Origin of the sequence: Bacillus sp. FJAT-42315 (assembly GCF_002797375.1) — a bacterium.
Taxonomy (GTDB): Bacteria; Bacillota; Bacilli; order Bacillales; family Domibacillaceae; genus Bacillus_CE.
In genome coordinates this window covers 724,268-737,659 of record NZ_KZ454941.1, presented here as the reverse complement: position 1 = coordinate 737,659, position 13,392 = coordinate 724,268, and the positions used below count along the sequence as shown (strand labels likewise).

The window sequence follows — 13,392 nt, the reverse complement described above, 5'->3', positions numbered from 1 at the left end:
TCACCACAATAAAGTTTATCTTAATCGACCGAAACACCTATATACACCTCATTTCTCCAACAATATACATAAAATTTTAACACATTTTTCCGAATATTCAAATAGTTATTCTAACGTCAAAAACCGCGCAAAAAAACCCAACACGTGTTGTGTCGGGTTTTTCTTCACTTACTTCTTCAAATTATAAAACGTTTTATCGCCTAAGTACTCAGCCAATTCACCAAGGTTGTCTTCGATACGAAGAAGTTGGTTATATTTTGCTACACGGTCTGTACGAGACGGTGCACCAGTTTTGATTTGGCCAGCGTTTGTTGCGACAGCAATGTCTGCGATTGTTGCGTCTTCTGTTTCACCAGAGCGGTGAGAGATAACGGCTGTGTAACCAGCGCGTTTTGCCATTTCGATCGCGTCAAATGTTTCTGTTAGTGTACCAATTTGGTTCACTTTAATTAAGATCGCATTACCTACACCTTGCTCAATTCCTTGTGCAAGTTTTTCTGTGTTTGTTACGAATAGGTCATCACCAACAAGCTGAACTTTGCCGCCGATGCGCTCAGTTAGCATTTTGTGACCTTCCCAGTCGTTTTCGTCTAAACCGTCTTCAATAGAGACGATTGGGTATTTAGAAACAAGCTCTTCATACCAATCAACCATTTCAGCAGATGTTTTCACAACACCTTCTCCGCTCAAATGATATTTGCCATCTTCTTTGTTGTAGAACTCAGAAGAAGCTGCATCCATTGCTAGTTTCACTTGTTCGCCAGGCTTGTAGCCAGCTTTTTCGATTGCTTCGATAATAGTTTGTAGTGCTTCTTCGTTTGATTTTAAGTTTGGAGCGAAGCCACCTTCATCTCCAACCGCTGTGTTCAAACCTTTTTCTTTTAATACGGCTTTTAAGCTGTGGAAAATTTCTGTGCCCATGCGAAGAGCTTCTTTGAAAGTTTCCGCACCGACTGGCATGATCATAAATTCTTGGATATCAACGTTGTTATCCGCATGCTCTCCACCGTTAACGATGTTCATCATCGGTACAGGAAGCTGCTTAGAGTTCACGCCGCCAAGATATTCGTATAAATGAACACCTAAGTGGTCAGCAGCTGCGTGTGCAACAGCCATAGATACACCAAGGATCGCGTTCGCTCCTAATTTTCCTTTGTTGTCTGTTCCATCTAATTCGATCATCGCACGATCAATCGCTACTTGCTCAAGTACTTCAAAGCTTCCAACTAATTCTGGAGCGATTACATCGTTTACGTTTTCAACTGCTTTTAATACCCCTTTACCAAGGTAACGTTCTTTATCGCCATCGCGAAGTTCTACCGCTTCATATTCACCAGTAGAAGCGCCAGACGGCACAAGCGCGCGTCCAAATGCGCCAGATTGCGTATATACTTCTACTTCAACTGTAGGATTTCCGCGTGAATCTAATACTTCACGTGCGTAAATATCAGTAATAATCGGCATACTAAACTCTCCTTTTAATGTAAATTATTTTTTAATTAATGATGTACCAGTCATTTCTGACGGTTGTTCAATCGTTAACAAATCAAGCATCGTTGGTGAAAGATCACCTAAAATGCCGCCTTCACGCAACTCAATTCCTGACTTTGTTACAATCACTGGAACGGGATTCGTCGTGTGCGCTGTCATTGGGTTTCCTTCAAGCGTTATGACTTCATCGGCATTCCCATGGTCAGCGGTAATAATCGCTGTTCCACCTTTAGCTACAATTAAATCAACGACTTTGCCTAAACACTCATCGACTGCTTCAACCGCTTGGATCGTCGGCTGCAACATGCCGGAATGTCCCACCATATCAGGGTTAGCAAAGTTTAAAATAATCGCATCTTGTCTGTCATTTTGAATCTCATCAAGCAACGCGTCCGTTACTTCATAAGCACTCATTTCCGGTTTCAAATCGTAAGTAGCTACTTTTGGTGAATTAATTAAAATCCGTTTTTCTCCCGGAAATTCCTTCTCACGGCCTCCGCTCATGAAAAAGGTGACATGCGGATATTTTTCCGTTTCCGCGATGCGCAATTGATTCAGTCCGTGATTCGATAACACTTCACCGACTGTATTCGTTAAATCAATATTTTCAAAAGCAATGACGCCATCGACTGTTTCGCTATATGGAGTCATGCAGACAAAATATAAGTTTTGCGGCACGGCTTCACGATCGAAGCCTGCAAATTCTTTGTTTGTAAACACATTCGACAATTGAATCGCACGGTCTGGACGGAAGTTAAAGAAAATAACAGCGTCATTATCTTCCACTTTCGCCACTGGCTTGCCTGATTCATCCGTTAATACAGCAGGAACGACGAATTCATCGGTAATGCCGTTTGCGTAAGAATCTTCGACAAGCTCGATCGGATCTTTAAACAGAGGTGCTTCTTGGCGTACCATCGCTTGGTAGACCATTTCTACACGCTCCCAGCGTTTATCGCGATCCATTGCATAGTAACGACCAGAAATTGTTGCGAACTGACCAACGCCGTACTCTTCGATTTTTTTCAAAGTGTCCTCAATATATCCAACCGCTGTTTTCGGACCAACATCACGTCCATCTAAGAAGCCGTGGATATACACCTTGTCTAAACCTTCTTGAGCTGCGAGCTTCAGTAAAGCAAACAAGTGATCATTATGACTATGCACGCCGCCATCCGATAAAAGTCCGAATAAGTGAAGCGCAGAATCATGCTTTTTTGCATGCTCAATCGCTTGCAAAAATTTCTCATTTTGAAAAAATTCGCCTTCACGAATAGCCACATTAATTCGCGTTAAGTTTTGATAGACGATGCGACCAGCGCCGATATTCAAATGGCCCACTTCTGAGTTACCCATTTGTCCATTAGGTAGTCCCACCGCTTCGCCACTTGCTGTTAACGTCGTATGAGGGTACTGCTCCCAATAACGATCGAAGTTTGGTTTCTTCGCTTGAGCAACCGCATTTCCTGCAGTTTCGCCCCGGCAGCCAAAACCATCTAAAATAATGAGGGCTACTGGTGCTTTACTCATTGCCAACCGCCTCCAACAATTGCAAGAACGACGCTGGCTCTAAGCTAGCTCCGCCAACAAGGGCTCCATCAATATCCGGTTGAGACATATATTCACCAATATTGCTTGGCTTCACACTTCCACCGTATTGAATGCGAACGTCGTCAGCAACGCTTGCAGAAAAACTCTCTGCCACGGTTTGACGAATATGAGCACACACTTCATTGGCATCTGCCGCTGTTGACGATTTACCCGTGCCAATTGCCCAGATCGGTTCATACGCAATCACCGTTTGGCTCACTTGCTCTTCCGTTAGTCCTTCAAGTGCTTTTTTCACTTGTCCGCCAACGAACGCATTTGTTTCGCCATTTTCACGTTGCTCTAACGTTTCGCCACAGCAAACGATCGGTGTCAATCCGTATTGAAAAGCAGCCTGCACTTTTTGGTTGACAGTCTCATCTGTTTCATTAAACATTTCACGACGTTCCGAGTGACCAATAATCACATAGTCCACTTTGATATCTTGAAGCGCTTTTGGGCTAATTTCGCCTGTGAATGCACCGCTTTCTTCAAAATGCATCGTTTGTGCACCAATTTTGACGTCCGTACCTTTTACTGCCTGTACAAGCGGTGATAAAAACAATGCAGGTGAGCAAATGACGCTATCTACTACGTTCGCAGCAGGTACTAAGCCTTTCACTTCTTCCGCAAAGCTCGTTGCTTCCGCTAATGTTTTATGCATTTTCCAGTTTCCTGCGATAATCGGTTTCCGCAAGTGTCTTCATCCTTTCCAATGCTTCTCTCTTATTTGTCATTTAAAGCGACTACACCAGGTAGCTGTTTGCCTTCCATAAATTCTAAGGAAGCACCGCCACCCGTTGAAATATGACTCATACGATCCGCTAACTGGAACTTCTCAACAGCAGCTGCTGAATCGCCACCACCAATCACAGAATATGTACCTTCAGCTTCTGCCAACGCTTCGGCCACAGCTTTCGTTCCACCAGCAAACTTGTCCATTTCAAATACACCCATCGGTCCATTCCAAATAACAAGCTTTGAGTTTTGAATCGTTTCTTTATAAAGTTCACTTGTTTTCGGTCCAATATCAAGACCCATGGCATCGGCCGGAATGTCCTCAATCGCTACTTCCTTCGCCTCTGCATCTTCAGCGAATCGATCCGCTACAATTGCATCGATTGGTATTAAAAATGATACGCCTTTTTCTTCGGCTTTTTTGATGAATTGTTTCGCTAAATCAATTTTGTCTTCTTCTAATAAAGACTTACCGATTTCATGACCTTGTGCCTTCACAAATGTGTAAGCAAGTCCGCCGCCGATGATCAAGTTGTCCACTTTATCAAGCAAATGATCGATGACATCGATTTTGTCTTTTACTTTCGCTCCGCCAATAATCGCTGTAAATGGTCGTTCTGGGTTTGAAAGAGCTTTTCCAAGTACGTCGAGCTCCTTCTCCATTAATAAACCAGCAACAGCCGGCACGTGATGAGCAATTCCCTCTGTCGATGCATGTGCGCGGTGAGCGGCTCCAAAGGCATCATTGACATACACATCCGCCAAGCTAGCAAATGCTTGCGCCAACTCAGGGTCATTTTTCTCCTCACCAGGGTAGAAGCGAACATTCTCAAGTAGTAAAAGATCGCCATCGTTCATTTTTTCGATTTCTGCTTGAACAGTTTCCCCATAAGCTTCATCGACTTTTTTGACTTCCTTGCCAGAAAGCTCAGACAAACGGCCAGCAACAGGTGTTAAACGAAGTTCTTCTTTCACTTCGCCTTTAGGTCGGCCAAGATGGCTCGCTAGGATCACTTTCGCTCCTTGCTCAGACAAATATTGAATGGTTGGCAATGCGGCACGGATTCGTGTATCATCCGTTACTTTTCCGTCCTTCATTGGTACGTTAAAGTCGACGCGACAAAACACGCGTTTCCCTTTCACATCTACATCCTTGATCGTCTTCTTGTTCATTCAAAAAGGCCTCCCTTGTTTAGTTAAAAAATTGATCGATTGAAAATGACATTCTCACTTTTCAGAAGCAAGGATGACATGGCGAAAAAAACCGGTTCTCATGGCTTTAGCGCCCCGTTTTCCCCCGCCAGCCGACTCCCTACTGTTTCAAGTCAAGACGGCCCATTCGTCACGATCAATGACAAAGGGGAGGGGGATTGTTCCCCGCTCCCCTTACATCCCAATTACATTATAGATGGTGGGTTACTATTTTCCAACTAAGATGTTGAAAAATATAACACATTTTTTTATTAGTGTAACACTTTCAGAAAATTATAGTCCTTTTTCCGCAATGTACTCAATTAAATCAATCACTCGATGAGAGTAACCTGCTTCATTATCGTACCAAGCAAGCACTTTAATCATGTTGCCCTCAATTACCATTGTCGATAAAGCATCGATCGTTGAAGATACAGAACTTCCATTATAATCGCGAGAAACAAGCGGCTCTTCTGTATAAGCAAGAATACCTTTTAATTCACCTTCTGCTGCTGCTTTCAATGCGGCATTTACTTGTTCCGCTGTTGTATCTTTTTCTAATTCCACAACTAAATCAACGACGGAAACGTTCGGTGTCGGCACACGCATAGCCATTCCGTTCAATTTACCTTTTAACTCAGGAAGTACTAAAGCAACCGCTTTTGCCGCTCCTGTTGTCGTTGGGATCATTGATTCCGCTGCTGCACGCGCACGACGATAGTCTTTATGTGGAAGGTCTAGAATTTGTTGGTCGTTTGTGTAAGAATGAATCGTCGTCATCATTCCGCGCTTAATACCAAATTGGTCATTTAATACTTTCGCAAACGGCGCTAAGCAGTTCGTTGTACAAGAGGCATTAGAGATGACATGGTGATTTTGTGCATCGTATTGCTCATGGTTAACACCCATCACGATCGTCACATCTTCTTGCTTACCTGGTGCTGAAATAACCACTTTCTTCGCACCTGCTTCTAAATGCTTCGCCGCATCTTCACGCTTCGTGAAACGTCCTGTTGATTCGATGACAACGTCTACTCCTAGCTCTCCCCAAGGAAGGTTAGCTGGATCGCGCTCTGCTAATACTTTCACTTTATGTCCATCAACAACGATGTACTCGCCATCAACTGTTACTTCCGCCTGAAAAGTTCCGTGAACAGAATCATATTTTAAAAGATGGGCTAACATGTTAGCATCTGTTAAATCATTCACCGCTACGATTTCTAAATTTGGATGTTTCAAAGCTGCTCGCAATACAAGACGTCCAATTCGTCCAAATCCATTAATACCAACCTTCACTGCCATAATCAAATTCCTCCTTCAATTTTTCAGAATTTATATGATCAATAATTAACAGTATCCTATTAATTACCAACTACTCATTTGTTCGCGAAGCAAGTATGCAGCCGCCGCTTCATCCGTAATTAAAACGGTCGCTTTCGGTGCGCCTTGCAAATACGAATGAATCGCTTTTCCTTTAGATGCCCCACCTGCGACAGCAATCACCTCGTGAGCTTGTTTAAGGTCGTTCAATTGCAGACCAATCGTAGCGATTTTATGTACGACAGTGCCAGCTTCATCAAAATAATAACCAAAAGCTTCCGCTACCGCCTGACCTTGCATAATCTTCTGCATATCTTCTTCAGATGTATTTCGTCTTTTCGCCATCACGAGCGCCTCACCAATTCCATGAATCACAATATTCGCGGATTTGATCATCGTAAGCACCTCTTTAATCGCGGGCTCTTTCATGAGAGACTGTTGCGCTTTCGGGCTCATTTGATCGGGTGCATACAACACTCTATGAGTACGACCTGTGTTCATAGCCATCTGGGCTACAATCGAATTGGCTTGGATGTGAACATCTTCTCCGATGCCACCTCGTGCAGGAACAAAGATGATGTCCTTTCCTTCGCTGAACGACTCATTCATCGCTCGAGCTGCTTCTACCATCGTTGTACCGCCTGTAACTGCGATGATATTCTGTGCGATTAACCGCTTTTTTATACAGTTGACAGCAGCCGTGCCAAGTTCTTTCTTGACCCATGGCAATTGATCACTATCCCCTTGCACAATCGTCACTTCATCGAGTCCATAGCGCATTTTCAATTGTTCTTCCATCGCGTGTATGCCCTTAATTTCACCCATTAATTCTTGCAAACCATCAAGTACAGATTCACCATCCATCGTTAAAACCATACCCTTTGACTGAAAATCAACTAAAGCCTGAGCTTTTAAAAACTCTACTTCACTTCTTAATACTCTTTCAGTCAAGCCTAGCGATTGGGCTAATAGTCTTCTTCCAACCGGCTGGGCAAGGCGAATCGATTGCAATATTTCATAACGCTTCTGCAAAACATGTAGCAAGTCAGGTAATAATCTTTTTTGAATATCGATAAATGTTCGCATAAAAACTCCTTTAATTCTAAAGTGGGTCTATTTTTGTCCCAACAAAAATAAATACGTCCCACTAAACTCAAAAAAAATCCCTGCCTTCACGTTTATAGTAACAGGGGGAAATTCAAAAATCAACCAATATCATGTTAAGCTTTTATGTTGTTATTGTAACTTTTTGATTAATGTTGGATAATCAATCACCCCATATTGAATGATCTCATTATCGTATTCAATCACAGGGATCATCAAACCATACTTTTCAGTCCACTCGTCTCGATCGTTAATATTGCGTTCATGGACGACGACCGACACCTCTTCCCGCACAAGCTGCAAAACCGTTTGCGCTTCTATGCAAAGAGGGCACTGTGGTCGCGTGTAAAAAATGATTTCTTTCATTGCTGTTCCTCAATTCTCAGTCATATCTTTTTCGTTTCGAGGAAGAAGGGATCGAGAGTTGATCGCGGTATTTCGCTACCGTTCTTCTCGATACCTGCCATCCTTCTTCCTTCAGTCGATTGCTAATTTCCTGATCGGAAAGCGGCTTTCTTTTATCTTCCCCCGTAACAAACTCCATCATTTTTGCCTTAACTTGTTGAGCAGACGCTGTCTCCTCTGTTCCCCCATTCGTTAAACCTGCCGGGAAGAAGAACTTCAATTCATACGTTCCGTACGGCGTTTGCATATATTTTCCTCGCACCGCTCGACTAACGGTGGACTCGTGAATCTCTAGCTCATCAGCAATCTCCTTCATCGTTAACGGCTGCAGGCTCGTCGGCCCACGAAAGAAAAAGTCTTTTTGTTTTTCAACAATTTTCAACCCTACTCGCTGAATCGTTCGCTTCCGTTGCTCTAAACTTTTCAACAACCATAAGTAGTCTTTTTGCTTTTCCTTCATAAATTGCTTTAACTGCGGGTCTTTATGAATCGCTAATTCGTTAAAGTAATCTTTTTGAAAAATAATTTTTGGCATATCCTCTTCAAGAAGATACACTTCAATAGCATCTTTTTTCAACTGAACCGTTAAATCCGGGCGCACATAGTTCGCTTGTTCTTTTTGAAAACGTGCACCTGGTTTCGGATTTAACCGTTGTTGAATAAAGTCCGCCACTGCTTGAATCTCTTTCACATCGACATTAAGCTTCTTTGCCAGCGGACGCCAGTTCTTTTCGGCAAATTCCATAAAGTAATCTTCAACGATCGTAAACACGAGCGGAGATGCATCAAGCATTCTTTCTAGCTGTAACAACAAGCAATCTTGCAAGTTAAATGCTCCTACGCCAGCAGGTTCTAGCTCACGAATCATCTCTAGCACATCTTCTGCTTCATCTGGCTGGCAGCGACACATGAGCGCCGCTTCTTTCATCGTAATCGACATATAGCCGTTTTCATCCATATTATATAACAAAAAATCAAGGATTCGCTTTTGTGTAGGTCCCATCGGAATAAGCGACAATTGCATCCGTAAATAATCGAGCAACGTCTGTGACGTATCCGCCAAATGCTCCACCCAGTTTTTATCGTCCTTCTCACTTGATACCCCTTGTTTCGACCCTGTCTTCTCTTTCTTGTGAAGCGCTTTCATTTCTGATTCCTCTAACTGTATAAAAGGGTTCTCCATCGTCTTCGCTTCTAAAAACTCTGTCAACTCTTGGGCAGAGTACTGTAGCAAAGCGATCGCCTGCGTCAGTTCCTGCGTCATCGCAAGCTTCATTGTCTGCTGTTGCCAAAGTCCTGGTTTCAAATGCATATTCATCTTCCCGCTCCCCCCTTATTCTCTATTATACAACAGGAAATAAAAATGAGAATGAAAATTTAGAATTTTTTATAATAGAATCGTCTTCCTCCGACATGATTCGAGGAAGGCTCGACTGATTTTGACCGAAATCCAACTGATCCAACCCTCCCTAGCACTTGATTACTCCACCTAAAAAACCCATCATCTCTATTTAAGAGACGATGGGTTTGGCTTACATGCATCACAACTTAAATTGTCGAATCGACTGTGTCATTTTTTGATAAGCTTCTTGCAGTTCCTCAATCGTTTGTTCGAGATTATTCATCATCTCTACTTGTTGATCGGCTGATTGAGCCACTTGTTGTGTTCTTTCTACGTTACTATCGACGAGTTGATTCATCTGCTCTGTTGAAGCTAACACTTCTTCGGAGCTGGCGGACATTTGCTCATGAACAGCGGATTGGTCTTGAATTTCCCCATTGACTTCGAGCACAGCTTGAAATACTTTTTCAAGGTTTTGGCCGATCTCGATCACTGCTTGAGTACCCGATTTCACTTCGTTTGAACTGCTTTCCATTTCAGCTAATGCTTTGACAGTGACACCTTCAAAGGATTGAAGATGCTCACGAATTTCCTCTGCAGACGAACGAGACATTTCGGCTAGCTTGCGAACTTCATTGGCAACAACTGCGAAGCCTTTCCCTGCTTCTCCTGCTCGTGCTGCTTCAATCGCAGCGTTAAGAGCAAGAAGATTGGTTTGATCAGCAATTCCGGTAATCACTTGAACCATTTCTTCAATCGAACGGAATTGCTGCCCCATCTCCTCCACATACTTTCCTGTTGTTAGCACCGATGATTCGACTTGCTGAATTTGTGTAACGACTGAACGTGAACCATCGACACTCGTTTGAACAAGCTCCGTCATTTCCGTCGACGTTTCAGCGATATGCGCCGTCGAATCGGCCATCCGTTGAATACCAATCGCCATTTCTTCCATAGCGGTGACGACTTCATTGTTATTGATTCGTTGCTGTTCTCCATCAGCTGCCATTAAGCCAATCTGACTTGACATCGTATCATTCGACTCCCGTACCGTATGCATCGTATGTCCAAGATTGCCAACGACTTTCTCTAAGTGATTCGATGTGTGCCCAATCGTCGAAAGGGCTTCTTTAAATTTGATTAATGACTGCGCGAACGATTTAGAGAAATCACTAATTTCATTATCATGCCTATATTGCAACGAATGAAGCGATTGCTCCGCTCCGACTACATCTCCATCCGCAAATTGACTAGATACTTGCTGAATCGTTTGCAACGGCTGTAACGTCCGGCGGATAAAACGATAGATCATCCATAAAGACAGCAAAGTAATAATGACCATTAACCCGATCGAAACCGACAAAACGGATGTTAATATATTTTTTTCAATCTCATTAATTTGTGTAGCGGCCACATCGACACCAACAATCGCGACGACCTCTCCGCTCGCATCCTTTAACGGCACAAGCGCTGATAAAAATTGGCCATACTCCTCATCCTCAACCAGATCCGTATGATACCCATTTTTACTGATCGCACGTTCAACAAATTCAGATTTCGTCGATAAAGATTCTTCACCGATGGTTGCTACTCCCTCTGTCGCATCTAGCGGCATTCCATCAACTAAAAACTTGACTGGCTGGTCCTCCCTTGGAACCTCATACGTATAAGCATACATTACACCATTTTTTAGTCGTAAATCATTCAGCTCGCTACGCAATTCCCTATATAAATCGGACTCTTTCGGGCTTTCAGCGAACTCTTTATATTTTTCTGCATCCAACTGACTCACTAAATTAGTCGCCACATTAATCGCTTGACTACCGATAGCTTTGTTGACAGTGGAACCCGTGGTGACATATAAAATCACCAAAAATACACCACCAATTATCATCATGGTGGTTACAATGTATAACAATAACTGCTTTCCTAACTTCAAAATCTTTTCCCTCCTTTCCCACTTGTTCTATATATATCGTCATTATGATATTTTTATAAAGTGTTTTAAACAGGAAAAATATACAAGTTAATGGGTAGATAACTCAATTCGAATCGTTGTTCCTTCACCTAAAATGCTGTTAATCGTAATCGTGCCTTGATGGGCTTCGATAATATCTTTCGCAATCGCCATCCCAAGCCCAGAGCCTTTATGAGATTCCCCTGTATTCGTGCCACGATAGTAACGGCTGAAAATATGGTCAAGCTCTTCCCTGCTCATCCCTTTTCCATTATCTTCAATATAAATAGATGTTTCTTCCAATGCCACGGTTACCTTCGTATCAGGATCATTATGCACGACCGCATTAAAAATTAAATTACTCAATGCCCGCCGTAGCAATAACTCGTCTACCTGTAAAAAAACCGCTTCACCTTTACAATCAAAAGAGATGGATCGCTGTTGATGTTTCGGGTCATTTAATAAATCAATGACGAGATTTCGCACTAATGAGACGAGATTGACGTTTTTCTTATTTAACGACATTTGTTTATTTTTCAAGCGTGTTGTTAAATTCAAATCGTCGATCACTTCTTTTATGTATAGCGATTTTTTCTCAATGATTTCAGCGTATTCACGCATCTCTTCAATGGAAAAATCATAGTCTTTATCCTTCATCATTTCTGCAAATCCTTGAATCGAGGCGAGTGGCGTTTTCATGTCATGCGAAATGTTCGCAATCCATTCTTCTTTTAAGCGATCCAGCTTCTTCCGCTCCACTTCCGCTCTTTTTAACTGTGTTGATAAATCCTGTACATTATGAGTGACTTCCCGATAAACCCCCTTCGATTGACTCACTACGTTATAGTCTTTGTTTGCCAGTTTTTTAATATCATCAATAATTTTATGAACAGGTTTCGTCAAACGCTGGCTAAATACATAGCCAATCAACACAGCAATCAAACTGTCGATGATCAGAAACAGCAAAAAGATATTGTTCAAGCTCTTCCCTAATTGTGCAGTATTGTATGAAAGGACATATCTATTAATATTACGATCAACCACACCAATAAAATAACTGTACGCTTGTCCATTATGATTCACACTATCCATAAAGACGGTTGTATCGGCATCGACTTCTTTATATTTATACATTTGAACAACTTCCACTGGTGAATACGATGTGGGCAACGTCTTTGGTGCTCGGTATGTATATTGCTCTTCTCCTTGTTCATTCAACACTTGAATCCAAGCATGTTTCTGTTGCAAAACTGCTTTTCCTACTGAACTAATCGTTGGTCTCCCTTCATCTATCTGAACATATTGTTTAAACTCGCGCGCAAACGATTCCACTGGTTGGCTAGATAAAGGAGCAGTCGTGTGCGATTGCCAAACTAGCAAGCCAATGAGCATCACCCCATTAATACAAACGACAAATAACACAATAAGGAGGATCGAAAATAAATACCTTCCTGTTAAACGCCAGCGCATCATCCATCCTCCTTCGTAACGAATTTATACCCTAAACCTTTCACTGTGAGAATATGCTCTGGCTTCGATGGATTTTCTTCGACTTTTTCGCGGAGTCGACGAATGTGCACCATAATCGTATTATCAAAACCGATAAAATCCTCGCCCCACACGTGATAACAAAGACTTTCTTTACTAATAATATGATTAGCATGCTTCATCAAATGGCTCATTAAGCCCAGCTCTTTCGGCTTTAATTCAATCGATGCTCCGTTCTTCGTCAGCACCGCCGTTTGTTCATTTAACGTAAACGGCCCCGCTTGCAAAATCTCTTCTTTCGGTTCCTCTCTCATAAAGCTCGCCCGGCGCAGCTGTGCTTTTACCCGATAAGCGACTTCTTTCGGGCTGAACGGCTTCGTAATATAGTCGTCTCCCCCAATCGCAAACCCGACAATTTTATCCACCTCTTCATCCTTCGCTGATAAAAATAAAATCGGTACGTTGGAGATCTCGCGGATTTGCTTGCACACATCATACCCTTCTCCATCAGGCAGCATAATATCTAATAAAACAAGATCCGGCCGATGCGCTTGAAATTGCTCTACTCCATCCTTCACGGTCGTACTCGTATAAATACGTTCAATTCCTTCTTTCGTCAACACTGTTTTCAACAATCGTAAAATATCCTCTTCATCATCAATAATCAGGACTGCTTGCTGTTTCGTCATCTGTCGGCCCCCTCCTGTTTTTCTTTAGTATAACGGAAAAAGCTTCGTTTAGTAGCGGTTCGATTCCTCTCATATTTTAA

General features: G+C 42.5%; 11 protein-coding genes. All 11 read right to left on the bottom strand.

The features are described 5' to 3' along the window. Positions 1-168: 168 nt before the first annotated feature. On the bottom strand, positions 169-1,464 hold the full coding sequence (gene eno, locus CEF22_RS03395; RefSeq protein ID WP_095480437.1) for a phosphopyruvate hydratase: 1,296 nt from the start codon (positions 1,462-1,464) through the stop codon (positions 169-171). A gap of 24 nt (positions 1,465-1,488) precedes the next feature. Further along, on the bottom strand, positions 1,489-3,021 hold the full coding sequence (gene gpmI / locus CEF22_RS03390) for a 2,3-bisphosphoglycerate-independent phosphoglycerate mutase (RefSeq protein ID WP_100401759.1): 1,533 nt from the start codon (positions 3,019-3,021) through the stop codon (positions 1,489-1,491). Then, entirely contained in the window at positions 3,014-3,775 is a 762-nt protein-coding gene (gene tpiA / locus CEF22_RS03385; protein WP_100401758.1) for a triose-phosphate isomerase, read from the bottom strand. Before tpiA ends, gpmI begins: the two co-directional genes overlap by 8 nt. A gap of 29 nt (positions 3,776-3,804) precedes the next feature. Beyond that, positions 3,805-4,989 carry a phosphoglycerate kinase gene (locus tag CEF22_RS03380; protein ID WP_100401757.1) on the bottom strand — a complete coding sequence of 395 codons (1,185 nt, stop codon included), beginning with the start codon at positions 4,987-4,989 and terminating at the stop codon, positions 3,805-3,807. A 312-nt stretch (positions 4,990-5,301) separates the two neighbouring features. Continuing rightward, the gene (gap, locus tag CEF22_RS03375) at positions 5,302-6,309 is read right to left on the bottom strand and encodes a type I glyceraldehyde-3-phosphate dehydrogenase (protein WP_100401756.1); all 1,008 of its coding nucleotides are present in this window, start codon (positions 6,307-6,309) and stop codon (positions 5,302-5,304) included. Between the two features lie 63 nt (positions 6,310-6,372). Further along, a complete protein-coding gene (locus CEF22_RS03370; protein ID WP_100401755.1) occupies positions 6,373-7,413 on the bottom strand; it encodes a sugar-binding transcriptional regulator in 1,041 nt (346 codons plus the stop codon). Between the two features lie 150 nt (positions 7,414-7,563). Further along, complete coding sequence (locus CEF22_RS03365; RefSeq protein ID WP_095480443.1) at positions 7,564-7,797, bottom strand: glutaredoxin family protein; 234 nt, start codon at positions 7,795-7,797, stop codon at positions 7,564-7,566. Between the two features lie 16 nt (positions 7,798-7,813). After that, complete coding sequence (gene rpoN / locus CEF22_RS03360) at positions 7,814-9,154, bottom strand: RNA polymerase factor sigma-54 (protein ID WP_232726053.1); 1,341 nt, start codon at positions 9,152-9,154, stop codon at positions 7,814-7,816. Positions 9,155-9,377: 223 nt separating this feature from the next. After that, complete coding sequence (locus CEF22_RS03355) at positions 9,378-11,117, bottom strand: methyl-accepting chemotaxis protein (protein WP_232726052.1); 1,740 nt, start codon at positions 11,115-11,117, stop codon at positions 9,378-9,380. A gap of 87 nt (positions 11,118-11,204) precedes the next feature. Continuing rightward, entirely contained in the window at positions 11,205-12,608 is a 1,404-nt protein-coding gene (locus CEF22_RS03350; protein WP_332849160.1) for a HAMP domain-containing sensor histidine kinase, read from the bottom strand. After that, positions 12,605-13,312 carry a response regulator transcription factor gene (locus CEF22_RS03345; RefSeq protein WP_100401753.1) on the bottom strand — a complete coding sequence of 236 codons (708 nt, stop codon included), beginning with the start codon at positions 13,310-13,312 and terminating at the stop codon, positions 12,605-12,607. The genes CEF22_RS03350 and CEF22_RS03345 overlap by 4 nt, the downstream gene beginning before the upstream one ends. Positions 13,313-13,392 lie beyond the last annotated feature (80 nt).